21 protein-coding genes are annotated in these 24212 nt (G+C 65.9%); 9 read left to right on the forward strand and 12 right to left on the reverse strand.

The features are described 5' to 3' along the window. Positions 1 to 6: 6 nt before the first annotated feature. From AC1DUN_RS03445 to AC1DUN_RS03495, 11 genes are all read right to left on the reverse strand, one after another. On the reverse strand, positions 7 to 393 hold the full coding sequence (locus AC1DUN_RS03445; RefSeq protein WP_477712727.1) for a type IV pilin protein: 387 nt from the start codon (positions 391 to 393) through the stop codon (positions 7 to 9). A 261-nt stretch (positions 394 to 654) separates the two neighbouring features. Continuing rightward, positions 655 to 1998 carry an esterase/lipase family protein gene (locus AC1DUN_RS03450; RefSeq protein WP_477712728.1) on the reverse strand — a complete coding sequence of 448 codons (1344 nt, stop codon included), beginning with the start codon at positions 1996 to 1998 and terminating at the stop codon, positions 655 to 657. A gap of 52 nt (positions 1999 to 2050) precedes the next feature. Then, the gene (locus AC1DUN_RS03455) at positions 2051 to 3289 is read right to left on the reverse strand and encodes a serine hydrolase domain-containing protein (RefSeq protein ID WP_477712729.1); all 1239 of its coding nucleotides are present in this window, start codon (positions 3287 to 3289) and stop codon (positions 2051 to 2053) included. Positions 3290 to 3385: 96 nt separating this feature from the next. Next, positions 3386 to 3859, reverse strand: a complete 474-nt coding sequence (locus tag AC1DUN_RS03460) for a response regulator (RefSeq protein ID WP_477712730.1) — start codon at positions 3857 to 3859, stop codon at positions 3386 to 3388. Positions 3860 to 3969: 110 nt separating this feature from the next. After that, positions 3970 to 4815, reverse strand: coding sequence for a pseudouridine synthase (locus AC1DUN_RS03465; protein WP_477712731.1), 846 nt, complete (start codon positions 4813 to 4815; stop codon positions 3970 to 3972). Positions 4816 to 4871: 56 nt separating this feature from the next. After that, positions 4872 to 5576 (reverse strand): two-component system response regulator KdpE, encoded by a 705-nt coding sequence (gene kdpE / locus AC1DUN_RS03470; RefSeq protein ID WP_477712732.1) that lies wholly within the window; start codon positions 5574 to 5576, stop codon positions 4872 to 4874. A gap of 18 nt (positions 5577 to 5594) precedes the next feature. Further along, on the reverse strand, positions 5595 to 8312 hold the full coding sequence (locus AC1DUN_RS03475; protein ID WP_477712733.1) for a DUF4118 domain-containing protein: 2718 nt from the start codon (positions 8310 to 8312) through the stop codon (positions 5595 to 5597). A 214-nt stretch (positions 8313 to 8526) separates the two neighbouring features. After that, on the reverse strand, positions 8527 to 9090 hold the full coding sequence (kdpC, locus tag AC1DUN_RS03480; RefSeq protein ID WP_477712734.1) for a potassium-transporting ATPase subunit KdpC: 564 nt from the start codon (positions 9088 to 9090) through the stop codon (positions 8527 to 8529). Between the two features lie 9 nt (positions 9091 to 9099). Next, on the reverse strand, positions 9100 to 11187 hold the full coding sequence (gene kdpB, locus AC1DUN_RS03485) for a potassium-transporting ATPase subunit KdpB (protein ID WP_477712735.1): 2088 nt from the start codon (positions 11185 to 11187) through the stop codon (positions 9100 to 9102). Between the two features lie 23 nt (positions 11188 to 11210). Further along, complete coding sequence (kdpA, locus tag AC1DUN_RS03490; RefSeq protein WP_477712736.1) at positions 11211 to 13010, reverse strand: potassium-transporting ATPase subunit KdpA; 1800 nt, start codon at positions 13008 to 13010, stop codon at positions 11211 to 11213. Further along, positions 13010 to 13108, reverse strand: a complete 99-nt coding sequence (locus AC1DUN_RS03495) for a potassium-transporting ATPase subunit F (protein WP_436156902.1) — start codon at positions 13106 to 13108, stop codon at positions 13010 to 13012. Before AC1DUN_RS03495 ends, kdpA begins: the two co-directional genes overlap by 1 nt. Positions 13109 to 13401: 293 nt before the next feature. Between AC1DUN_RS03495 and AC1DUN_RS03500 the strand changes: the two genes are divergently transcribed. Beyond that, positions 13402 to 14028, forward strand: a complete 627-nt coding sequence (locus tag AC1DUN_RS03500; RefSeq protein ID WP_477712737.1) for a pyridoxamine 5'-phosphate oxidase family protein — start codon at positions 13402 to 13404, stop codon at positions 14026 to 14028. Further along, positions 14028 to 14675, forward strand: a complete 648-nt coding sequence (locus AC1DUN_RS03505) for an HD domain-containing protein (RefSeq protein WP_477712738.1) — start codon at positions 14028 to 14030, stop codon at positions 14673 to 14675. The genes AC1DUN_RS03500 and AC1DUN_RS03505 overlap by 1 nt, the downstream gene beginning before the upstream one ends. 15 nt (positions 14676 to 14690) lie before the next feature. On the opposite strand, the gene AC1DUN_RS03510 is transcribed toward AC1DUN_RS03505, so the two are convergent. After that, entirely contained in the window at positions 14691 to 15443 is a 753-nt protein-coding gene (locus AC1DUN_RS03510) for a Crp/Fnr family transcriptional regulator (protein WP_477661548.1), read from the reverse strand. Between the two features lie 178 nt (positions 15444 to 15621). Between AC1DUN_RS03510 and AC1DUN_RS03515 the strand changes: the two genes are divergently transcribed. The 7 genes from AC1DUN_RS03515 (at position 15622) to AC1DUN_RS03545 (ending at position 24208) form a co-directional block, all read left to right on the forward strand. Further along, positions 15622 to 16806 carry an ABC transporter substrate-binding protein gene (locus AC1DUN_RS03515; protein WP_477712739.1) on the forward strand — a complete coding sequence of 395 codons (1185 nt, stop codon included), beginning with the start codon at positions 15622 to 15624 and terminating at the stop codon, positions 16804 to 16806. 144 nt (positions 16807 to 16950) lie between these two features. Beyond that, positions 16951 to 18897, forward strand: coding sequence for an AMP-dependent synthetase/ligase (locus AC1DUN_RS03520; RefSeq protein ID WP_477712740.1), 1947 nt, complete (start codon positions 16951 to 16953; stop codon positions 18895 to 18897). Continuing rightward, positions 18894 to 19676 (forward strand): ABC transporter ATP-binding protein, encoded by a 783-nt coding sequence (locus AC1DUN_RS03525; protein ID WP_477712741.1) that lies wholly within the window; start codon positions 18894 to 18896, stop codon positions 19674 to 19676. The genes AC1DUN_RS03520 and AC1DUN_RS03525 overlap by 4 nt, the downstream gene beginning before the upstream one ends. 78 nt (positions 19677 to 19754) lie before the next feature. Beyond that, positions 19755 to 20684 (forward strand): branched-chain amino acid ABC transporter permease, encoded by a 930-nt coding sequence (locus AC1DUN_RS03530; RefSeq protein WP_007872990.1) that lies wholly within the window; start codon positions 19755 to 19757, stop codon positions 20682 to 20684. A 25-nt stretch (positions 20685 to 20709) separates the two neighbouring features. Continuing rightward, entirely contained in the window at positions 20710 to 21786 is a 1077-nt protein-coding gene (locus AC1DUN_RS03535; protein ID WP_477712742.1) for a branched-chain amino acid ABC transporter permease, read from the forward strand. Positions 21787 to 21912: 126 nt separating this feature from the next. Next, the gene (locus AC1DUN_RS03540; protein WP_477712743.1) at positions 21913 to 23247 is read left to right on the forward strand and encodes an ABC transporter substrate-binding protein; all 1335 of its coding nucleotides are present in this window, start codon (positions 21913 to 21915) and stop codon (positions 23245 to 23247) included. A 151-nt stretch (positions 23248 to 23398) separates the two neighbouring features. Next, entirely contained in the window at positions 23399 to 24208 is an 810-nt protein-coding gene (locus tag AC1DUN_RS03545) for an ABC transporter ATP-binding protein (RefSeq protein ID WP_477712744.1), read from the forward strand. Positions 24209 to 24212 lie beyond the last annotated feature (4 nt).

Raw genomic sequence — 24212 nt, forward strand, 5'->3', positions numbered from 1 at the left:
CATGGCCTACCAGCAGTTTGAGGGTGACTTGGTGCCGCTCTGGTCGATGCTCAATGTGCCGCATTTGTCGGCGGCCTGCGAGCCGGAAGGTGTCGCGGTAGCGGTAAATGTTGGCGCTGCGCCCGTACCTACATTGATGACCACGCCATATGTCTGTTGCACGGTGCCCGGAACCGTAATATTCAGGGCACTGGCTGTCGCGACATAGCTGCGAGTGTCAAGCAGCATTTGCTGCTGCCGGGCGGCGATATTCATCAAGACGGCCTGGGCCTCAGCCCGACGGGCTTTGCGCACTTGATCCAGGTAAGACGGGTATCCGATGGCTGCGAGGATTCCGATTACCGCTACGGTAATCATCAGCTCTATCAAGGTAAAGCCATGGTTCGTTTTCATGTGAGGGCTGACTATCAATTTAGTTAGATTCGGTTAAATCTAACCTTTTTTGTATCCTATCCCTTCATACCAAATGATTAATCTCTACCGAAATAAAAACAACAACACAAGGGAAAAATTCCCCCAATTTTGTGCACTTTTGCACGCATGCACCCAAAAAATGCAAAAACACGGGAATAACCGAGCTGACAAATGCGTGAAACACCCAAATCACTTGATGAAAATGATATTAGTCAATTTCATCAAATTTATTGCTGCCAATCAGTTGTCCGACCCACCTAGCCAGCGCACCAGTTGCCGCGTAAGCTCCGGCCGCCTCAGCAGCTCCAGGTGGTTCATGCCCTGCGCAATCCACTGGTTTTCGGGCGGAAAGGCCAGGCAGCGGCCCGGTTCCGCATGCAGGCCCAGCGCGCTGTCCAGCGACACCAGGCCGTCGCCGACCATCCTGCGCGCCAGCGCCTCCCGCACCGCCACCATGGGCCCCTTGCCGGGCGCCAGCGTGGTCGCCGCCACGGTGTAGCAGGCCACGCCGGCCGGCAAAGGCACGGGCTGGCGCGTGTCCGGCTTGCGCTCGAAGCGCGCCGCATCGTGCCAGTCGGCACGCAGCAGGTTGCCGTGGCGCAAATCGGTGATGCCGGCGCTGCGCAGCTGGCCGATCTTCGCGAAGGGTTTGGTCACGATGTTGCCGCCCAGCACGCCATCCACCCAGCTGCCCAGGCGCTCCAGCGGCGCGCCGTGGTGGGGCGTGCCCAGGAACACCAGGGCCTTGAGCTGCGCCAGCCAGCCGTAGCCGGCCGCGGCCGCCTGGTGGCAAGCGCTGCGCGCGACCAGGCCGCCCATGCTGTGCGCCAGCAGCGTGATGTCTTCCACCGGCCGCGGCCAGGCTTTGGCCAGCTGCTGCAGCAGGCCGGCCAGCTGCTCGCCGTTGTCCGAGATGTGCAGGCCGGTGTTGTAGTGCAGGTAGAGCGGGGTGTAGCCCAGTTCGCGCGCCAGCTGTTCGCCGTGGCCACCGGCCGGCGCATCGCTGTTCCACTGCAGGTCGTTCATGCACAGGCCGTGCAGCATCACCAGCAGCTTGCCGCTCGCGCCCGGCAAGCGTTCGGCCAGCGCCTGCGGCTCCAGCAGCAGCGGCCGGCCCGCCGAGCGCAAACGCATGGGAATCACCAGCGGGTTGGCTGTCTCCAGCAGGCGGTCGCCGAGCACACCGCCCAGTGCCGACAGCATGGCCTCGCGCTGCGGCGTCGAGGGGCGCTGGTCGGCCGGCGCCGCCGCGCGCGACAGCAGCGCGTTGGCCGCGCCGCCGGCCAGCCGCGTCACGCCCTTGATGCCGCCGTAGACCAGGCCGGTGATGCCCCGCGCACGCACGCCGCTGCCGCCCGGCATGCGGTCTATGAATTTCGCGCCCAGAGGGCCGAAGGGCCTGGCGACGGCTTTGTAGACATTGCCCTGCACGCTTTCGGCGAGGCCCGTGACGCCCAGGGTCGCCTGGGTGGCGAGTTGCGCCAGCCCCTGGACGTCGGAGACATGCAGCCAGGTGGGCAGCAGCCCGCCGGGATTAAAAGGTGGCGAAGGTGGCGCGCTGCCGGGCGGCTCGGGTGTCTGCATGCCCGATTGTGGGGGTAGGGCCCCGCGCGCGCCAGCGAATGTTGCGGCGCGCCTATTTGCAGAGGCTGAACAGCTCCGCCGGCGCGGCCGGCTCGACAATGCCGCCACTGGGCGGCAGCGCCGGAACGGGTTCGGGCGCGCCCGGGTTGAGCACATTGTGGATGCGCGCGGCCAGCACAAAACGCGGGTAGGCCGCGTCGCCAATGGTGTTGCTGCCGTTGGCCAGCAGGACCACGTCATAGCCGCTGCCGTAGCTCGCGTTGGCCGCGGCGAAGCTGACCGTCTGCCCGGCCGCGCCGTAGCTGCCCGGCCCGCCCAGCGCCGCCAGCCCCATGCCTATGGGCGCGAACTTGCCGCCGCCCAGCGCGGCCGGCGTGCGCATGCGCGCCAGGCTGGCCGCCGAGATCACCGCGCCGCTTTTGAGCGCGCCGTTCCAGCGCACCATGTCCGAGGCGGTGGAGACCACACCGCCGGTCGCGTCAAAACCCGAATTGAGGTCGGGGCAGACGCGCCAGGCATCGCCGGGCTTGACGCGGTAGTGGCCCACCGCGACCCCGGGCCGCGGCTGCGGGCCCAGCAGGTAGGAGGCCGCCATGCCCGCGGGCTTGAACAGCAGTTGCGCGTACGCCGCCTCCAGCGGCTGCCCGCCGGCGCGTTCGATCACGCGGCCCAGCACGATGTAGCCGGCATTCGAATAGTCATAGGCCGTGCCCGGCGCGGCGAACAGGCCCGTCGCCTGCATGTTGGCGAACAGCCGCGCCCGGCTGAGGGGCGGCTCCTGCAGCACGGCCGGCATGCCGTCCAGCAGCAGGTCGTCGGGGTCTTTCTCGGCGCCGGGAATGCCCGCCACCATGCCCATGAGCTGGGCAATCGTCGGGTCCGGCTGGTAGCGCAGCTCGGGAATCCAGCGCGACAGCGGGTCGGCCAGCGAGAGCTTGCCCAGCTCCTGCAGCTTGAGCAGCGCGGCCGCCGTGAGCTGCTTGGTGACCGAGCCTATCTTCACCGGCGTGCCGGGCGTCATGGGCACACCGGCGCGCACATCGGCCGCGCCATAGCCCCGCGTGTACAGCACGGCGCCGCCCTTGCCGACCGCGAGCTGCAGGCCCGGCAAGGCGCCAGGCACGTATTCGGCAACCAGCGCGTCGATCTGCGCGGCCACGGCCGGCGTGATCGCAGGCGGCGCTTCGGCCTGGGCCTGCACGGCGCAGGCTGACAGCGCGAGGCTGCAGGCCGCCGCCACGCGGGCCAGCAAATGAGTGAAACCCCCTCCGGCAGGATGGTGAGCGCGCATCGGTAATCCCTCCATGCTTGTGGGGGCGAGCTTACTGTCTTTGCAGCCGGTTCCGCAACAGCTGCAGGGTGCCGCGCCGCCCGCCAGGCCGGCCGCTCAACCCCGCGACGGCGTCCTGTGCGGCGCCGGGGCGGCGACCGCCGCGCGCAGGCGCGACACCGCCAGGAGCTGGGCCTGCCGGTTTTCCGGCTCCGCTTCATGGGAGGTCTGTTCCGCGCAGTAGGCGAACAAGTCGTCCAGCTCGCTGGATTTGTCGAACACCGCGTCGGCGCCCAGGTCCGCGGCGCGTCGGCGGATTTCTTCCGTGGCGTAGTTGCTGAGCACCACGACCTTCTGGTAGGGCTCGCGCTTGCGGCAACCCGCCAGCACGCCCAAGCCGTTGCCTTCTTTGAGGAAGAGGTCGACGATGGCCAGGTGCCACTCGCCGTTGTGCGAACTCAGCCACTGGCTGGCCTCGGCCTGGGTGGCCCCATGGCCCGTGACCTGGACGGAGGCGATCTCCTGGAGCGCCTCCATCAGGTTTTCCAGGACGATCTCGTTGTCTTCAACCAGGTAGGTAATCAGTGCCATGAAACCCACTTTAGGCCGCCGCCGGGCAAACGCTGCCGTCCGTTGGCGCGCGTCCGGGTAGGACAGGGCACTACCTGCCGACCCTGCGGCGCGCAAGGTTTAAGAGGCCCCTAGAAGTGCTCGTGCGGCGCCAGATAACGCCACTGGCCCACCGGCAAATGCCCCAGGTTGACCCGGCCTATGCGCACGCGCTTGAGCCCGGTCACAAACAGCCCCACCTGCTCGCACATGCGGCGTATCTGGCGTTTTTTGCCCTCCTTGAGCACAAAACGCAGCTGCTCGGGGTTTTGCCAGGAGACCTGGGCCGGCCGCAGCGCCTGGCCGTCTAGGCTCAGGCCGTGGTTCAGCAGGGCCAGCTTTTCGGGCGGGAACAAGGCCTGCACGTTGACGGTTTCAGGACCATAGCTGACGCGCACAAGGTACTCTTTTTCAATCTCGGAGTCTTCGCCTATCAGCTGGCGCGCCACGCGGCCGTCCTGCGTCAGCACCAAGAGGCCTATGGAGTCGATGTCCAGCCGGCCGGCCGGCGCCAGGCCGCGCAGCTGTTCATGGCCCCAGCGCATGCGGCTGTTGCATTCGCGCCAGCGGTTTTGCGGCTGCACCAGCGCCACGGCCGGTTCATGGCCGTCCTCGGCCTGGCCGCTGACATAGCCCACCGGCTTGTTGATCAGGATGGTGACCTGCAGGCGCTGCTGCTGCTCGGCCTGGCGGTCGACCTCGATGCGCGCGTCCACGGCCACGGGCTGGCCCATCACGGCGGGCGCGCCGTTCACGCGCACCCAGCCGCGCGCGATCCAGTCGTCGGCCTCGCGGCGCGAGCACAGGCCCAGTTCGGCCATGCGCTTGTTCAGCCGCACGGTGGCGGCGGGCGCGCCCGGCGCGGCGGCTTGTTTGGGGATGCGAACGGCGGCGCCCACGGGTTTGGGGCCGGCGCCGGGTTTGAGGGGGTTTTGCATTTGCTGGGTACTTTAGGGGCCGGCCTGGGCGGCCGGGTCGCCGCTTATTGTCCCACTCAGCCCACCCAGAGCCGGTAACCCACCGCCGTTTCCGTCAGCAGGTGTTTGGGCTGGGCCGGGTCGGCCTCGAGCTTCTGGCGCAAATGACCCATGTAAATGCGCAAATAGTGGTTCTGCCCCGCATGCGAAGGGCCCCAGACCTCGCGCAGCAGCTGCCGGTGCGTCAGCACCCGGCCGGCATGGCTGACCAGCACCGTGAGCAGCCGGTACTCGATGGGCGTCAGGTGCACTTCCGCGCCGGCGCGCCGCACCAGGCGCGCCTGGCGGTCCACCTCCACCTCGCCGAAGCTGAACAGCGGCTCCTCGGGCGTGCCGTCGGCGCCGGCCCCGCGCGGGCGGCGCAGGTTGGCGCGCACCCGGGCCAGCAGCTCGCCCACGCCAAAGGGTTTGGTCAGGTAGTCGTCGGCGCCGGCGTCCAGCGCGGCGATCTTGTCGGCCTCGTCGGTGCGCGCCGAGAGCACCACGATGGGCACGGCCGACCAGCCGCGCACGTCGCGAATCACCTCCAGGCCGTCGCCGTCGGGCAGGCCCAGGTCCAGCACCAGCAGGTCGGGCTTGCGCGTGCCGGCCTCGGTCAGCCCGCGCCTGGCGGTGTCGGCCTCGAAAACCTGCCAGCCTTCGGCCTCCAGCGCCGCGCGCACAAAACGGCGTATCTGCGGCTCGTCTTCAATGACGACGGCAACGGGTGCGGGATGGGACATGGCTAAAGAAAAAGGGGATCAGGCGGTTTCGGGCAGGCCCTGGGGCGGCGGGCGCCGCGGCAGGGTGATGCTGAATTCTGCACCACCGCCGGCCGCCTGCGGCAGGCTCGCGGCCGCGATCTGCCCGCGGTGCGCCTGCACCACCGCCTGGCAAATCGCCAGGCCCAGGCCCACACCCGGCGTGGCCGACTCGGCCTCGCCGCGCGTGAATTTTTCAAACAGCTCGTGCTCCCGGCCCTTGAGCGCGGCCGGCAGGCCGGGCCCGTGGTCGCGCACCGCCAGCAGCAAGGCCGTGTCCGTCACCTCCGCGCTGACTTCTATGGGCGGCTTGCCGTATTTGGCGGCGTTTTCCAGCAGGTTGACCAGCACACGCTCCATCAGCGCCGCGTCAAATTCGACCAGCGGCAGGTCGGCCGGCAGCGCCGTCACCACGGCCCGGCCGGCCAGCGCGTGCTGCGCCTGGCGTATCGCCGAGCCGACGATTTCCTCGACCGACTGCCAGTCGCTGCGCAGGTTGACCGCGCCGCTTTGCAGCCGCGCCATGTCCAGCAGGTTGTTGACCAGCGCGCTCAGGTGGCGCGCCTCGCCGGCAATCGCGCGCGCCGCCTGCGACTGTTCTTCGCTGAGCGGCGGCGCCGTGCGCTGCAGCGAATCGGCCAGGCCTATCAGCGCCGTCAGCGGCGTGCGCACGTCGTGCGAGATCGCCGCGAGCAGCATATTGCGCAGCTTTTCGGACTCCATCTGCACCACCGCCTGCTGGGCCACATCCACGTAATGCACACGCTCCAGCGCGATCGCGACCTGGCGCGCCAGGGTCTCGAGCTGCTGCACCTGCTCGGGAATCAGCAGCCAGCGCGCCTGCGCGGGCTTGACGGCCAGCACGCCGCGCACCCGCATCGGCGCCTTCAGCGGCAGGTAATGCCAGGCCTGGGCCGACAGCGTGGCGGTGGCCAGCCCGGCCGGCTGTTCGTTGCGAAACACCCAGTCGGCCACGCTGGCGTCAAAATCAGCCGGCGGCTTCGCGGGCGGCAGCAGCTGGTCGTGGCCGTCAGTCGCCAGCACCAGGGCCTGCCCGCCGAAATTGCGCTGGGCGGCCGCTTCGCCGAGCTCCACGACCTGCTCGCTCAGCAAGGCCGCCGACAAATCGCGCGCCAGCTCGAACAGCGACTGCGCGCGGCGCTCGCGGCTGGCCGCGATGCGCGCCTGGAAACGCAGGCCCGCCGTGAGCTGGCCGGTCAGCAGGCCCACCACCAGCATCACGCCGAAGGTCACCAGGTATTGCACATCGCTGACGGCAAAGGACAGGCGCGGCGCGACAAAAAAATAATCAAAGGCCGCGACGTTGAGAAAGGCCGCCAGCGCCGCCGGTCCGCGCCCGAACTTCAGCGCCACCAGCACCGTGCCCAGCAGGAAGAGCATCACGATGTTGGCCAGATCGAAAAAATTCAGCAAAGGGTGGGCCAGAACGGTGATGGCCGCGCTGGCGGCCGCGGCCCAGGCATAACCCGGCACGTTGCCGCGCCAGGCCGCGGCCTCGTCTTCATCGGCCGGGCGCTGCACCGCGCGCGCCAGCCGCCGCGCGCTGTCGGCGTGGCCCACCTCCACAATGTCCAGCGTGGGCGCCAGCATGGCCAGCCGGCGCGTCATGCTGGGGCCGCGCCACAGCGCGCGCCAGCCCGGCAGCTGCGGCCGCCCCACCACCAGTGTGGCGCAATTGAGCTGCTGCGCCTGCGCCACCAGCGCCGCGGCGGCATCGCCGCCCGTCAGCACCGCCGTGGCCGCGCCCAGCTCTTCGGCCAGCTGGATCACCGCCAGGATGCGGTCGCGCCTGGCAACCTCCAGCAGCTGCAGGCGCGGCGTTTCCACATAAGCCGCATGCCAGCGCACATTGAGCTGGCCGGCCAGGCGCGCCGCCGTGCGCACCGTCTGCTCGGCGCCCTCGCGCGGCCCTATGCAGGCCAGGATGGCGCCTTCGGTGTTCCAGACCGGGGTGATGGATTTTTCGACGCGGTAGCTGCGCACGTCGTCTTCCACATGCTCGGCCGTGCGCCTGAGCGCAATCTCGCGCAGCGCGATCAAATTGCCCTTGCGGAAAAAATTCTGCGCCGCACGCTCGGCCTGCTGCGGCATGTAGACCTTGCCGGCCTTGAGCCGCGCCATCAGTTCGTCGGGCGTGACGTCGACCAAAATGATTTCATCGGCGCCGTCCAGCACCGTGTCCGGCACGGTTTCATGCACGCGTATGCCGGTGATGGCGCCCACCGTGCCGTTCAGGCTTTCCAGGTGCTGCACATTGACGGCCGACCAGACGTCGATGCCGGCCTCCAGCAGCTCATGCACGTCCTGCCAGCGCTTGGCGTGGCGCGAGCCCTCCACATTGCTGTGCGCGAGCTCGTCGACCAGCAGCACCGCCGGCTTGCGCGCCAGCGCCGCGTCCAGGTCGAACTCCTTGAGCGTGCGCCCACGGTAGGCCACCTCGCGCAAAGGCAGTTGCGCCAGCCCGGCCAGCAGCTCCAGGGTTTCGCTGCGGCCATGGGTTTCCACCACGCCGACCAGCACATCGCGGCCGGCCTTGCGCTCGCGCTGCGCGGCGCTCAGCATGGCGTAGGTCTTGCCCACGCCGGCGCTGGCGCCGAAGTAAATGCGCAAGCGGCCCCGGCGCGCTTTCTCCTCCTCACCGCGCAGGCGGTCCAGGAGCTCGTCGGGGTCAGGGCGGGAGTCGGGGAAGCTGGCCATGCCGTTACGTCGTGTTCAAGGTGTCAGAGGTCGCTGCGCAAAGGGTAACACCGGGGCTCGCAAAGGAATCATCCGCAGATGACGCAGATTTCCGCAGATTGAAGAAAAAGATTTGTACTCGCGATTTCGTCCTCGCCTGCATGTGCTGGCCATGCGACTTTGCATCGGGATTGTTTTCATCTGCGGAAATCTGCGTCATCTGCGGATAGAAAATTCACTCCAATGCAAGATTGAGTTGCAGCACATTGACCTGGGGCTCGCCCAGAAAGCCCAGCAAAGGCGGCTCGGTGTGCTGCTCGACCAGGGCCCGCACTTTTTCCAGCGGCAGATTGCGCGCCCTGGCCACGCGGGCCGCCTGGTAAAGCGCCGCGGCCGGGCTGATATGCGGGTCCAGCCCGCTGGCCGAGGCCGTGACCAGGTCCACCGGCACAGGCGCGGTATTGCCGGGATCGGCCGCCTTGAGCGCTGCGATGCGGCCCTTGACGGCATCGACCAGCGCGGGATTGAGCGGCCCCTGGTTGGCGCCGCTGGAGGCTGCGGCGTTGTAGGGCATGGGACCCGTGGCCGAGGGGCGGCCCCAGAAATGGCCGGCATCGCTGAAGTTCTGGCCTATCAGCGTGGAGCCGACCGGCTTGCCATCACGAATGACAAGGCTGCCGCCGGCCTGTTTTGGAAACAGGGTCTGGGCCGTGCCAGTCACCACCAGCGGGTAGGCCACGCCGGTGGCCAGGGTCAGCACGGCAAACAGCACGAGTGCGGGACGAAGAATGTTTTTCATGGGTTTTCCTTAAACAAGATTCATGGCCACCAGCAGCAAGTCAATCGCCTTGATGCCGATAAAAGGCACAACCAGGCCGCCCAATCCGTAAATCAACAGGTTGCGGCGCAACAGCGTGGCGGCGCCCACAGCGCGGTACTTCACGCCCTTGAGCGCCAGCGGAATCAAGAACATGATGACCAGCGCGTTGAAGATCACCGCCGACAGGATCGCCGTCGAAGGGCTGCCCAGGCGCATCACATTGAGCGCGGCCAGCTGCGGGTAGGTGCTCACAAAAATAGCCGGGATGATGGCGAAATACTTGGCCACGTCGTTGGCGATCGAAAACGTGGTCAGCGAGCCGCGCGTCATCAGCAAGGCCTTGCCGGTTTCCACGATCTCCAGCAGCTTGGTGGGGTTGGAGTCCAGGTCCACCATGTTGCCGGCCTCCTTGGCGGCCTGGGTGCCGCTGTTCATGGCCACCGCCACATCGGCCTGGGCCAGGGCCGGCGCGTCGTTGGTGCCGTCGCCCGTCATCGCCACCAGGCGGCCTTCGGCCTGGTACCCGCGTATCAGTTTCAGCTTGTCTTCGGGCGTGGCCTCGGCCAGGAAGTCGTCGACACCGGCCTCGGCGGCGATGGCCGCGGCCGTGAGCTTGTTGTCGCCGGTGATCATCACCGTCTTGATGCCCATGCGGCGCAGCTCGCCGAAGCGCTCCTTGATGCCGGCCTTGACGATGTCCTTGAGCTCCACAATGCCCAGCACCATGGCGCCGTCGGCCACCGCCAGCGGCGTGCTGCCGCGGCGCGAGACTTCGTCCGACGCGCGCATCACCTCGGCCGGCACGCTGCCGCCCAGCGCCTCCACATGTCTGCGTACCGCATCGACCGCGCCCTTGCGCAGCTGGCGCGTGCTGCCGTCGGGGCGCAACTGGTCCATGCCGCTCATGCGCGTTTGCGCGGTGAACGGAACCTCGTGGCTGGTGCCCGCCAGGGCTTCACTGGCACCCATGCGCTGGGCCAGCGCCACAATGCTGCGGCCCTCGGGCGTCTCATCGGCCATGGAGGCCTGCATCGCGGCGGTGGCCAGTTTGGCGCCGGCCACGCCGGGCGCCGGCAAAAAGCTCGAGGCCTGGCGGTTGCCGTGGGTGATGGTGCCGGTCTTGTCCAGCAGCAGCACGTCCACGTCGCCGGCGGCTTCCACCGCGCGGCCCGAGGTGGCGATCACATTGGCCTGCATCATGCGGCTCATGCCGGCCACGCCCACGGCCGACAGCAGGCCGCCTATGGTGGTCGGGATCAGGCAGACCAGCAAGGCCACCAGCGCGGTGATGCTGACCACGGTGCCCGAGCCCGCGGCCTGCACGCTGAACACCGAATAAGGCAGCAGCGTGACCGTGACCACCAGGAAGACAATGGTCAGCGCCACCAGCAAAATCGTCAGTGCGATCTCATTGGGCGTCTTCTGGCGTTTGGCGCCCTCGACCATGCTGATCATGCGGTCCAGGAAGGACTCGCCGGGATTGACCACAATGCGCACCACCAGCCAGTCGGACAGCACACGCGTGCCGCCGGTCACGGCCGAGAAGTCGCCGCCCGACTCACGCACCACAGGCGCCGATTCGCCGGTGATGGCGCTTTCATCGACCGAGGCCACGCCTTCGATGACCTCGCCGTCCAGCGGGACCATGTCGCCGGCTTCGACCAGCACCACCGCGCCCTTGCGCAGGTTCTCGGCCTGCTCGGGCAGCCAGGCTGTGCCATGGAAGACCTTGCTGTTGGCTTCCTTGAACTTCTTGGCCCAGGTGCTTTTTTTCAGGCTGCGCAAAGACGCGGCCTGCGCCTTGCTGCGGCCTTCGGCCAGCGCCTCGGCAAAGTTGGCGAACAGCACGGTAAACCACAGCCAGATCGCCACGGCAAAGATAAAGCCTGCCGGCGCCTCGCCCTGCCCCTGCAAGGCCTGCAGGCCCAGCAAGGTGGTCAGAATGCTGCCGATGTAGACGACAAACATCACGGGGTTGCGCCACTGCACGCGCGGGCTCAGCTTGGTGAAGGACGCCGCGACGGCGGGCTTGAGCAGCGCGGGGTCCAGCAGCACAAAAGGTTTTTGGGTAGTCATATCGGTGTGTCTTTCGCGGCGGTTCAAGGGGCGGGCCAGAGCATCAAATGCTCAACCACCGGGCCCAGCGCCAGGGCCGGCACGTAATTGAGCAAGCCCACCAGCAGCACGGTGCCTATCAGCAGCAACACAAACAGCGGGCCGTGCGTGGGCATGGTGCCGGCCGTGACCGGCAGGCGCTTCTTGGCGGCCAGCGCGCCGGCAATTGCCAGCACCGGCACGATGACGCCGAAGCGGCCCAGCCACATCACCACGCCCAGCAGCGTGTTGTAAAACGGCGTGTTGGCCGACAGGCCCGCGAAGGCGCTGCCGTTGTTGTTGCCGGCCGAAGTCAGCGCGTAAAGGATTTCCGAAAAACCATGCGCACCCGGGTTGGCGATGCCGGCCTTGCCGGCGCCGGCCAGCACCGCCACCGCCGTACCGGCCAGCACCAGAATGGGCGTGACCAGGATGACGATGGAAGTCAGCTTCATCTCGTGCGACTCGATCTTCTTGCCCAGGTACTCGGGTGTGCGGCCAATCATGAGGCCGGCGATAAACACCGCGAGGATGGCAAAAATCAGCATGCCGTAAAGCCCGGTGCCGACGCCGCCGAACACCACCTCGCCCAGCTGCATCATCACCATGGGCACCATACCGCCCAGCGGTGTGAAGGAGTCGTGCATGGCATTGACCGCGCCGCACGATGCCGCCGTGGTGATGACGGCAAACAGGCTGGAGGCATTGATGCCGAAGCGGGTTTCCTTGCCTTCCATATTGCCGCCGGCCTGCAGCGCGCTGGCGGTTTGGTCCACGCCCAGGGGCGGCAACAGCGGGTTGCCGGCCTGTTCGGCCGGGGTGATAGCCACCACCGCAACCACAAAGATCAAGGTCATCGCGGCCAGTACAGCCCAGCCCTGGCGCGTATCGCCCACCGCGCGGCCAAAGGCAAAACACAGGGCCGCGGGAATCAGGAAGATGGACAGCATCTGGAAAAAATTGCTCAGCGCCGTCGGGTTTTCATAAGGGTGGGCCGAGTTGGCGTTGAAGAAGCCACCGCCGTTGGTGCCCAGCATCTTGATGGCCTCCTGCGAGGCGACCGGGCCCATGGCCAGGGTCTGCTTGTCGGTCCTGGCGTCTTCCATGACCGGATTGCCCTTGTCGTCTTTCAGGGCCTGGCCGTCAGGGCCGTTTTTGGGCTGCTGGTAGCTGGTGGCTTCCAGCGTGCTCACGTCCTTGTAAGCGTCAAAGTTCTGGATCACGCCCTGGCCCGCCAGGAAAACCGCAAACACCAGCGACAGCGGCAACAGGAGCCAGGCCGTGATACGCGTGATGTCCACCCAGAAATTGCCGATGGCGCCTGTGGCGCGCGCGGCAAAACCGCGGAACAGCGCAAAGACCACGGCGATGCCGGTGGCGGCCGAGAAAAAATTCTGCACGGCCAGCACCAGCATCTGCGTGAGGTAGCTCATGGTCGACTCACCGGCATAACCCTGCCAGTTGGTGTTGGAGACAAAGCTGATGGCGGTGTTAAAGGCCGAATCGGGCGAGATGGCGGCCATGCCGGCCGGGTTCAGCGGCAGCCCGGCCTGCAGGCGCTGCAGGGCATAGACAGCGACCACGCCCAGCGCATTAAAGGCCAGCAGGGCCAGCGCGTACTGCGACCATTTCATGTTCGTATCGGCCGAGGTGCCGGCCAGGCGGTACAGCGGGGCTTCCACCCTGTGCATCCAGCCGGGCAGCCGGCCCGCACACAGGCGCGCCAGCCACAGGCCCAGCGGCCAGGCGGTGGCCAGCAGCGCGACCAGGAAAAGGGCCAGCAGGCCCCAGCTTGAGGCGTTCATCAAAACTCCTCGGCGCAGATCAGCGCATACACGAGGTAGGTCAACAGCACGATGGCGCAGACGCCGCCAAAGCCGTACAAAACGTCAAGGGGGATCATGAGCGGCCCCCTTCGGGCTTTTCGAGCTTCTCAAAGCCCCAGACCAGCAGGACCGTCACGCCCCAAAGGGCGGCGGCACCAACCAGAAACGCAAGATCCATGATCTTTCTCCAAACAACAACGATGGAGAAAGTGTCGGAGCCGGCGTGTAAAAACGGGGATGAAAGACGGGCGGCCGGTATAAAGAAAGCGTAAAAACCGGCCCTAAAACCGCGCTCGCGCCTGGGGCCTGCCAGCGCGGCCAAGCGGGTGGAAGCGCTGTGCACGCCCGCCCAAAGCGATAAAGTCAGGCCATGAACGCACAAGCCGACCCGCATACCATCACCAGCCTGCCGCAACTCGAGGCGCTGTTCGGCGCCGTCGGCGAAGCCTCCTTCAAGAAAGAGGTGGACTATTTGCATCCGGCTTACCAGGCGCTGATCCAGGCCTCGCCTTTCGCGGTGCTGGCCACCGCGGGGCCGGGCGGGCTGGATGCCTCGCCGCGCGGGGACCTGCCGGGCTTTGTCGCCATCCAGGACGACAAAACCCTGCTGCTGCCCGAGCGCCGCGGCAACAACCGCATCGACAGCCTGCGCAACCTGCTGGTCGACTCTCGGGTGGCCTTGCTGTTCCTGGTGCCCGGCGTCGGCGAGACGCTGCGCGTGAACGGCCGCGCCCGCATCACGGTCGCGCCCGAGATGCTGCAGCGCTTTGCCATGGAGGGCAAACCGCCCCATTGCGTGCTGGTGATCAGCGTGGAGTCGGTGTTCTTCCAGTGCGCGCGGGCGCTGCAGCGTTCAAAACTCTGGCAGGCCGCGCCGCCAAGCCGGCCCGATGTGCCCACACCGGGCGCCATGCTGCAGGCGCTGACGGCCGCCGCCATAGACGGCGAAAAATACGACCGCGAGCTGCCCGCGCGGCAAAAGTCCACCTTGTACTGATGGCACACATCACGCCCGAATCCATGGATCTGCTGGCCCGCTCCTGGCGGCGCTGCACCAGCGCACTCGTGCCGCGGACCATCACCGGCAGCGTGTTTGACCAGTTGCTGGCGCGCTATTCGGAGCCGCACCGCCAGTACCACACGCTGCAGCACCTTGCGGAATGCCTTGCACATGTCGAGGCCGTCCGCCACCTGGCCGAGCAGCCCGGCGAAGTTGAGTTCGCGCTGTGGTTCCATGACGGTATTTACGACACACAGCGCCATGACAACGAACGCCAAAGCGCCGACTGGGCGCGCGCCGTGCTGCAAGGCCATGGCGCAGCGCCTGCCGCCGTGCAGCGGGTCGACGAGCTCATCATGGCCACCTGCCACAGCGCGCTGCCGGTAACGCCCGATGCGCAGCTGCTGGTGGATGTGGACCTGTCCATCCTGGGTGCCTTGCCCGGGCGTTTTGCCGAATATGAGGAGCAGATACGGCAGGAATACGCTTTTGTGCCCGAGGAGCTCTTTCGCCAAAAACGCGGCGAGATTCTGCGCGCCTTCCTCGCCCGGCCAGCGATTTACAGCACACCGCATTTCCAGGCCGCGCTGGAAGCCCGCGCCCGGGGCAACCTGCGCCTGGCCATCGCCGGCCTCGGCGGCTAGGTCACCGGCCAGGCCTTAGCGGCCAGGGTTGGTGCGCGCGGCCAGGCCCTCATCTTTGGCCGCGAACACGCTGGAGCGCAGCGCCTCCAGGTCCAGCACGCGCAGGCCGCCGTATTCGATGCGGATAAAACCCTGGTCCTGCAGGGCGCTGAGCGCCTCGTTCACGCGCTGGCGCGACAGGCCCACGAGGTAGGCCATCTCCTGCTGCGTGATGCGCAGCATCTGGCCCACGCCCGGGTACAGCACCGGGTTGAACAGCGCGGCCAGGCTACGCGCCACGCGGATGTCGGGGTTGTTCATGCGGTCGATTTCGCGCGCGGCGATGAACTGGCCCAGGCGCTCGTTGAGCTGGTTCATCACAAAGCGGTTGAAACCGATGGAGTGGTCCAGCAGCCAGTGGAAGGTGTCTATCGGCAAACCGGCCACCACACTTTTGCGCAGCGCCTGGATGTTGTAGCGGTAGGGCTCGCGCTTGAGCGCCGTGCCTTCACCGAACCAGCCGCCGGGCGGCAGGCCGGCAAATGTCATGGTCATGCCCTGGGCGTTGTCGCTGCTCATCTTGAGCAGGCCTTCCACCACGCCGAACCAGTAGGTCACCGGCCGGCTGACACGGCAGACATAGTCGCCCGGTGCGGCGTCACCGACCTGCAACACCGCCACCGCGCGTGCGCGCTCATCCGGCAGCAGCAGGGGCAGCCAGGGAATGCCGCGCAGCTCGTCCGGCGTGGGCGCCCTGCGGCGCAGGTGAAGGGGTGACTCAGTGGCCATGCTCGCAATGTTCAAGCAAGAAAGCGGGTGGGTAGATCAGGGAAAGCCCGGGCGGGCGCAACCCTTGGATTGTCGTTGGGCAGACAGTTGGCCGCGCCTCCAAAGCATAGCATCGGCCTCGCGTAGACAGGCCGTCAAGAGCCCACCGCAATCCCATCACGACCAGGAGACACCCGCCATGACAAGCCTTTTCACCATCTCGAAAGCCGGTTTACCGCCGCCCGCTGATCACCTGACACGCCGCCGCATGCTGGGCGCCCTCGCGGCTGTGCCGGCCGCCCTGTACGGTCCCGCGCACGCGCAAGACAGCAGCCCGGTGCGCATCGCGCAATCCATCGCACTGAGCGGTCCGCTGGGCGAGCTGGGCCAGGCCATGCACCAGGGCGCCAAGGCCTGCTTTGCCGGCATCAACGCCAGGGGCGGTGTGAACGGCCGGCCCATAGAGCTCACGGTGGCCGATGACGGCTACGACGTCAAGCGCGCGCTGGGCAACGTCAAGGGCTTTATCGACGACAAAAGCAACTTCGCGCTCTTCAACTGCATGGGCACGCCCATGATCGAGGCCATGCTGCCGCAGGTGATCGACTCGGGCATGCCGTTTTTCGCGCCGTTTTCGGGCGCGCTGTCGGCGCGGCCGGCGAATGCGCGCAATGTCTTCAACATACGCGCCAGCTACGCCGACGAGGCCGAGCAGCTGGTGCAGCACCTGGCCACCATCGGCATACGGCGCATCGCCATCGTCTACCAGAACAACTCCTTCGGCAAGGAAGTCTTCGACGCCACCCAGCGCTCCATGGCCAAACACAAGCTGGAGGCGACCGCGACGGTCACCGTGGAAAACAACGCCTCGGACGCCGGCCCGGCAGCCGAAAAAGTCGCGGCCTCCAACCCCGAAGCCGTGCTGGTGGGCCTGGCCGGCAAGCCGACCATCGATTTCGTGAAAGCCATACGCACGCAGCGCAAGGGGCTGTCGCTGTATGCGCTGTCCATCATGGGCGCGGCCGCCACGCTCAAGGCCATGGGCGAGGACGTCACCGGCATCGCGGTTTCGCAGGTGGTGCCGCTGCCGGGCAACACCGTGGTGCCCATGGTGCGTGAATTCCAGCAGGCCTGGAAGGCCGCCGGCGTGGCGCTGGAGCCTTCGCACCTGGCGCTGGAGGGCTATATCAATGCCCGCGTGTTCGCCGAAGCACTGCGCCGCGCCGGCAAAAACCCGACGCGCGCAGCCTTCATCGACAGCACCTGGAATTTGAAGCGCTACGACCTGGGCGGCTTTGAAGTGAGCTTCAGCGATTCGGCCCGCAACGCCTCGCGCTTCGTGGAGCTGACCATGGTTTCGCGCGACGGGCGCTTTATCCGATAAACCGGCCGGACCCCGGGGACACCCCAGTAGGACTTACCCGGAAATTGTCGTCGCAATGACACCATAGCGTCAAAGCCGGTCCTACTATTCGCCCCATACCAGCGGTTTTCCTGAAAAACCGCGCAAAACGGAGACAAGAAGCGAATGCAGACCACGTTCCCACGATTGCTGCTCAAACATGCGGCCGAGCGCCCCGGCGCCCCGGCCATGCGCGAAAAAGAGTACGGCATCTGGCAGGCGCACAGCTGGGCCGGCATGGCGCAGCTGGTGGAGCACATCGCCTGCGGCCTGCACCAGTTGGGCCTGCAGCGCGGCGAGCACATGGTCATCATCGGCGCCAACCGGCCGCGCCTCTACGCCACCATGCTGGCCGCGCAGGCACTGGGCGCCATACCGATTCCGCTGTACCAGGACGCGGTGGGCGCCGAATGCATTTTCCCGGTCAACAATGCCGACGTGCGCTTTGCGCTGGTGGAAGACCAGGAGCAGGTCGACAAGCTGCTGGAAATACGCGGCCAGTGCCCGCAGCTGGCGCACATTGTTTACGACGACCCGCGCGGCCTGCGCAACTACGCCGAGGACGGCCTGCAGTCGCTGGACGCGCTGCTGGACGCGGGCCGCGGTTTTGCCGCCGGCCAGCCGGGTTTCTTCCAGGGCGAGGTCGACAAGGCCCGCCCCGACGACGTGGCCGCGATGTTTTTCACCTCGGGCACCACGGGCAACCCCAAGGGCGTGGTCCACACCCACAACACCTTGCTGGACCGCGCCAAGGCCGGCGCCGATTTCGACAGGCTGACCTCCAGCGAGGAAGTGCTGGCCTACCTGCCGCCGGCCTGGGTCGGCCAGAACATCTTCAGCTACGCGCAGTGGCTGGCCTGCGGCTATGTGGTCAATTGCCCCGAAAGCGCGAGCACGGTGACGATTGACCTGAAGGAAGTCGGCCCGACCTATTACTTTGCGCCGCCGCGTATTTTTGAAGGCCTGCTGACTACGGTGATGATCCGCATGGAGGACGCCGGCCGCATCAAGCGCGGCATGTTCCATTACTTCATGGGCGTGGCCAAGCGCGCCGGCCCGGCGCTGATGGACGGCAAGCCCGTAGGCGCGCTGGACCGCGTGCTGTACGCGCTGGGCAGCCTGCTGGTCTACGGCCCGCTGCGCAACACCCTGGGCTTTTCGCGCGTGCGCGTGGCCTACACCGCCGGCGAGGCAATCGGCCCCGACCTCTTTACCTTTTACCGCTCCATAGGCATCAACCTCAAGCAGCTTTACGGCTCGACCGAGACCGCCGTGTTCGTCTGCCTGCAGCCCGACAACCAGGCGCGCGCCGACACCGTGGGCGTGCCCATCCAGGGCGTGCAGATCAAGGTGGCCGAGAACGGCGAGATTCTGGTGAAGTCGGCCGGCCTGCTCAAGGAATACTACAAAAACCCCACCGCCACCGCCGAGGTGCTGAACGCCGACGGCTGGTACCACACCAGCGACGCGGGCTTTATCGACGCCAGCGGCCACCTCAAGATCATCGACCGCGTGAAAGACGTGGGCCGCATCAAGGGCGGCGCCAACGACGGCGCCATGTTCGCGCCCAAGTATGTGGAGAACAAGCTCAAGTTCTTCCCGCACATCAAGGAAGCCGTGGCCTACGGCGACGGCCGCGAGAAAGTCTGCGTGATGCTCAACATCGACTTCGACGCCGTGGGCAACTGGGCCGAGCGCCGCAACCTGCCCTATGCCGGCTACACCGACCTGGCGCAAAAACCCGAGGTCTACCAGCTCATCAAGGAGTGCGTCGAAAAGGTCAACGCCGACCTCAGCGTGGACGCCCTGCTGGCCGGCTCGCAGATCAGCCGCTTCCTGGTGCTGCACAAGGAGCTGGACGCCGACGACGGCGAACTCACGCGCACCAACAAGGTCAGGCGCGGTTTTATCGCCGAGAAATACCAGCCGCTGATCGACGCGCTCTATGGCGGCAAGGCCGAGCAGTTCATTGAAACCGTGGTGAAGTTTGAAGACGGCCGCAGCGGCAGCGTGAGCGCGACGCTCAAGATCAGCGACACCCAGACCTTTGCACCCGTGAAGGCCGCAGCATGAGCAAGAAAATCGGCGACGTCATTCTTGACGTCAAGAACATCTCCCTGAGCTTCGGTGGCGTGAAGGCGCTGTCGGATATTTCCTTCAATGTGAAGGAGCACGAGATACGCGCCATCATCGGCCCCAACGGCGCCGGCAAAAGCTCCATGCTCAACTGCATCAATGGCGTCTATGCGCCGCAGCAGGGCTCCATCACCTTTCGCGGCCAGACCTTCAAGCACATGAACAGCCACCAGGTGGCCGTGATGGGCGTGGCGCGCACCTTCCAGAACCTGGCGCTGTTCAAGGGCATGAGTGTGCTCGACAACATCATGTCGGGCCGCAACCTGAAAATCAAAAGCAACCTGCTGCTGCAGGCGCTGCGCATAGGCCCGGCCGAAAAAGAAGAAATCAGGCACCGCGAGGCGGTCGAAAAAATCATCGACTTCCTGGAAATCCAGGCCTACCGCAAGACGCCCGTCGGGCAGCTGCCCTACGGCCTGCAAAAACGCGTGGACCTGGGCCGCGCCCTGGCCATGGAGCCGCAGGTGCTGCTGCTTGACGAACCCATGGCCGGCATGAACGTCGAGGAAAAACAGGACATGTGCCGCTTTGTGCTCGACGTCAATGACGAGTTCGGCACCACCGTGGTCCTGATCGAGCACGACATGGGCGTGGTCATGGACATCTCCGACCGCGTGGTGGTGCTCGACTACGGCAAAAAAATCGGCGACGGTACCCCCGACGAAGTACGCAACAACGAAGACGTGATCCGGGCCTACCTCGGCACCAGCCACTGACATGGATAAGAACACCAACATGAAATCACAGCGCTCATCGCAACCCACGATGTCCCCAACCAGCGAAAGGGGCCAATGATGGGTTCATTTTTGGAAACCATCATCGGCGGCCTGATGTCGGGCATGCTGTATTCGCTGGTCGCGCTGGGCTTTGTGCTGATCTACAAGGCCTCGGGTGTCTTTAACTTCGCGCAGGGCGCCATGGTGCTGTTCGCGGCGCTGGCCATGGCGCGTTTTTCCGAATGGATCCCGCAGTGGACCGGCCTGGACAGCAAGTTCATCAACAACGCGCTGGCCTTCGCGGCCGCGCTGGCCATCATGGTGGTGGTCGCCTGGCTGATCGAAAAACTGGTGCTCGGCAAACTCGTGAACCAGGAAGGCGTCGCGCTGCTGATGGCGACCCTGGGCATCTCGTATTTCCTGGACGGCTTCGGCCAGACCATCTTCGGCTCCAGCATCTACAAGATCGACGTGGGCATGCCCAAGGACCCCATCTTCCTGCTCGAAAGCGTGTTCCAGGGCGGCCTGCTGGTGAACCAGGAAGACCTGGTCGCCGCGCTGATTGCCACCGCCCTGGTGGCGGCGCTGGCCGCCTTCTTCCAGTACACCGGCACCGGCCGCGCGCTGCGCGCCGTGGCCGACGACCACCAGGCCGCGCAGTCCATAGGCATTCCGCTGAACCGCATCTGGGTCATCGTCTGGAGCGTCGCGGGTTTTGTGGCCCTGGTGTCCGGCGTGATCTGGGGCAGCAAGCTGGGCGTGCAGTTTTCGCTGTCGGTGCTGGCGCTCAAGGCGCTGCCGCTGGTAATCCTGGGCGGCCTGACCTCGGTGCCCGGCGCCATTGTCGGCGGCCTGATCCTGGGCGTGGGCGAAAAACTCGCCGAAGTGTTTATTGGCCCTTACGTCGGCGGCGGTATTGAGATCTGGTTTGCCTATGTGCTGGCTTTGTGCGTTCTGCTCGTTCGGCCTCAGGGTCTGTTCGGGGAGAAGATCATTGACCGTGTCTGAAGCCGCTTCTACCTAAAGAAAAACCATGTTCTACAGAGAAAACGGCCAGTTTAAAACCAGCTACCGGTCCGACCAGCAGATCTTTCCCATCCTGCAGGACCGCATCGCCATAGGCCTGATGCTGGCCTTTGCTTTTGTCGCCGTGCCCCTGCTGGCCAGCGACTATTTGTTCCGCGCCATCCTGATCCCTTTCCTGATTTTTTCGCTCGCGGCCGTGGGGGTCAACATCCTGGTCGGCTACTGCGGGCAGATCTCGCTGGGCTCGGGCGCCTTTATGGCGGTGGGCGCTTACGGCGCCTACAACTTCTTTGTGCGCATTCCCGGCATGCCGCTGATCCCGGCGCTGATCCTGGGCGGCCTGTGCGCCATGCTGTTCGGCATCCTGTTCGGGCTGCCCAGCCTGCGCGTCAAGGGCCTGTACCTGGCGGTGACCACGCTGGCCGCGCAGTTCTTCAGCGACTGGATGTTCCTGCGCATCAAGTGGTTCACCATGGACACGCCCTCGGGTTCGGTGTCGGTGTCCAACCTGCAGGTCTTCGGCCTGCCGATTGAAAGCGCCGTCAGCAAATACCTGTTCTGCCTGGCCATCGTGGTGGTGATCACCCTGCTGGCCAAAAACCTGGTGCGCAGCGCCATAGGCCGCGAGTGGATGGCGATCCGCGACATGGACGTGGCCGCCGCGGTGATCGGCATACGCCCCATGTACGCCAAGCTCAGCGCCTTCGCGGTCAGCTCCTTCATCATCGGCATCGCCGGCGGCCTCTGGGCCTTTATCTACCTGGGCGCCTGGGAGCCTGCGGCCTTCTCGGTGGACTACTCCTTCCGCCTGCTCTTCATGGTCATCATCGGCGGCATGGGGGCCATCATGGGCAGCTTCTTCGGCGCCGCCTTCATCGTGGTGCTGCCGATTGTGCTGAGCCAGCTGCTGCCGGTGCTGGCCGGCTGGCTGGGCATTTCGATTTCCACCGCGGGTGTCTCGCACGCGGAGCTGATGATTTTCGGCGGGCTGATTGTGTGGTTTTTGATTGTGGAGCCGCATGGCCTGGCCAAGCTATGGGCCGTCGGCAAGCAGAAATTGCGGCTATGGCCATTTCCCCATTAAGGCATTCCGGTGCGCCGGCCCTAGGGTTAAGGATTACTCGAAATCACCGATGCGCGGCGGATGGTTAGGTCGTTTACTGAGGTGCCCCTTTTTTCACGGTGTTTATAAATTTTCCAGGAGACAACAATGAAGATTCGTAATGTGATGTTGGCGGTGGCAATCCTCGCCACCGGCGCTTCGTCCCTTGTGACGACCAGCGCATTCGCCCAGGCCAAGGAGCAATTCTTCCCGGTGCTGTCCTACCGCACCGGGCCTTACGCGCCCAACGGCGTGCCCTGGGCCAACGGCTATGTGGACTACCTCAAGCTGGTCAACGCGCGCGGCGGCATCAACGGCGTGAAGATCTCGTTCGAGGAATGCGAAACCGGCTACGACACCGCGCGCAGCGTGGAATGTTATGAACGCCTGAAGGGCAAGAACGGCGGCGCCACCCTGGTGCAGCCGCTGTCCACCGGCGCCACCTTCGCCATCACCGAAAAAGCCCCGGTCGACAAGATCCCGGTGGTGACCGTGGGCTACGGCCGCAGCGAAAGCGCCGACGGCTCCATCTTCAAGTGGAATTTCCCCATCGCCGGCACCTACTGGGTCGCCGCCGACGCCATCCTGCAGGCCATCGCCAAGAAGGAAGGCGGCTTCGACAAGCTCAAGGGCAAGCGCATCGCGCTGGTCTACCACGACTCGCCCTTCGGCAAGGAGCCCATCCCGCTGATGCAGGAGCGCGCCGCCATGCACGGCTTCACCCTGCAGCTGCTGCCCGTGACCGCGCCCGGCGTCGAGCAGAAAGCCACCTGGCTGCAGATACGCCAGTCGCGCCCCGACTATGTCGCGCTCTGGGGCTGGGGCATCATGAACACCACGGCCATCAAGGAAGCGCAAGCCACCGGCTACCCGCGCGAGAAGATGTACGGCGTGTGGTGGGCCGGCGCCGAGCCTGACGTGAAAGACGTGGCTGAGGGCGCCAAGGGCTACAACGCCGTGACCATGCAGCACGGCGCTGAACCCAACTCCAAGCTGGTCAAGGACGTCATGACGCTGGTGCACGGCAAGGGCCAGGGCACGGGCCCCAAGGAAGAGGTCGGCCAGGTGCTCTATATGCGCGGCGCCATGAGCGCCATGCTGGGCGTGGAAGGCCTGCGCGCCGCGCAGGACCGCTTCGGCAAGGGAAAAATCATGACGGGCGAGCAGGTCCGCTGGGGCCTGGAGAACCTGAACCTGACCCAGGCCAAGCTGGACGCGCTGGGTTTTGCCGGCGTGATGCGGCCCATCAGCACCTCCTGCACCGACCACATGGGCTCGGCCTGGGCGCGCATCCACACCTGGGACGGCAAGGAGTGGAAGTTCACCTCCGACTGGCTGCAGGCCGACGAACAGGTGATCAAGCCCCTGGTCAAGGCCACGGCCGCCAAGTACGCGACCGAGAAAAAACTGACGGCGCGCACACCGGCCGACTGCCAGTCTTGAGCGGCGTAGCCGCTCAGGCTGGCTTTGCCAGGTACTGACGGCACCCACCCCAAGCCCTCCCGCCAGGCGGGAGGGGCGCGGCTCTCGCGAGCCGCCAGCCTTGAGGGCTGATCGCCTTGCCGGCAGCCCTCAAGATTGGTCAGGAAAAAATATGGACACACCTAACATCGTTCTCAACGTCAACGGCATCGAGGTTATCTACAACCACGTGATCCTGGTGCTCAAGGGCGTCTCGCTGCAGGTCCCGCAGGGCCGCATCGTCGCCATTTTGGGCGGCAACGGCGCGGGCAAGACCACCACGCTGCGCGCCATCTCCAACCTGCTCAAGGGCGAGCGCGGCGAGGTCACCAAGGGCTCCATCGAGCTGCGCGGCGAGCGCATCGAAAACCTCTCGCCGGCCGACCTGGTCAAACGCGGCGTGGTGCAGGTCATGGAAGGGCGGCACTGCTTTGCCCACCTGACCATCGAAGAAAACCTGCTGACCGGCGCCTACACGCGCGCCGGCAAGGCCGAGGTCGCGGCCAACCTCGAGAAGGTCTACAACTACTTTCCGCGCCTGAAAACCCGGCGCACTTCGCAGGCGGCCTACACCTCGGGCGGCGAGCAGCAGATGTGCGCCATAGGCCGCGCGCTGATGGCCAACCCCTCCATGGTGCTGCTGGACGAGCCCTCCATGGGCCTGGCGCCGCAAATCGTCGAGGAGGTCTTCAACATCGTGCAGGACCTGAACCAGAAAGAGAAGGTCACCTTTTTGCTGGCCGAGCAGAACACCAATATGGCGCTCAAGTACGCCGACTACGGCTACATCATGGAAAGCGGCCGCGTGGTGATGGACGGCGCGGCCGCCGACCTGGCCAACAACGAGGACGTGAAAGAGTTTTACCTCGGCGTGGGCGGCGGCGAACGCAAGAGTTTCAAGGATGTCAAAAGCTACAAACGCCGCAAGCGTTGGCTGGCTTGAGGGT

The sequence above is a fragment of the Polaromonas sp. P4_F6 genome (assembly GCF_056401275.1).